Raw genomic sequence first — 360 nt, forward strand, 5'->3', positions numbered from 1 at the left:
GGTGCGGCCGATGTCCAGGACGCGGGAGTCGCTGCCGAGCAGGACGGGGATGATGTCGGCGTCGCAGGCTATTTTGCGGATGGTGTTCGGGTGCATTGGGCCGGTGAACGTTGCGGTGCCTGTGTTCAATCGATCGGTGCCAGTGCCTGTGCCTGTCCCTATGAACGTGGCGGTGCCGGTGCCTATGCCGGTGCCGGTTTGTGTCCTGGTGCCGGGCTGGTGGTGGCCGGTGCCGTTGAGTTGTTCGAGGAGGTCGCGGTGGTCGATGGTGACGGTGAGTTGGGGGCGGAGTCCGCCGTTGGAGGGCAGTTTCCCGGCGCTCATCGCGACGCTGCAGGCGCCGGTGAGGCCGTCGAGGAG

At 66.9% G+C, this 360-nt stretch carries 1 pseudogene; it reads right to left on the reverse strand.

The annotated features are described in order from the left end of the window. A pseudogene (locus LN996_RS23540) lies at positions 1 to 360 on the reverse strand (HNH endonuclease); the annotation flags it as partial.

This window comes from Arthrobacter sp. AK01, assembly GCF_021109375.1.
Lineage (GTDB): Bacteria > Actinomycetota > Actinomycetes > Actinomycetales > Micrococcaceae > Arthrobacter.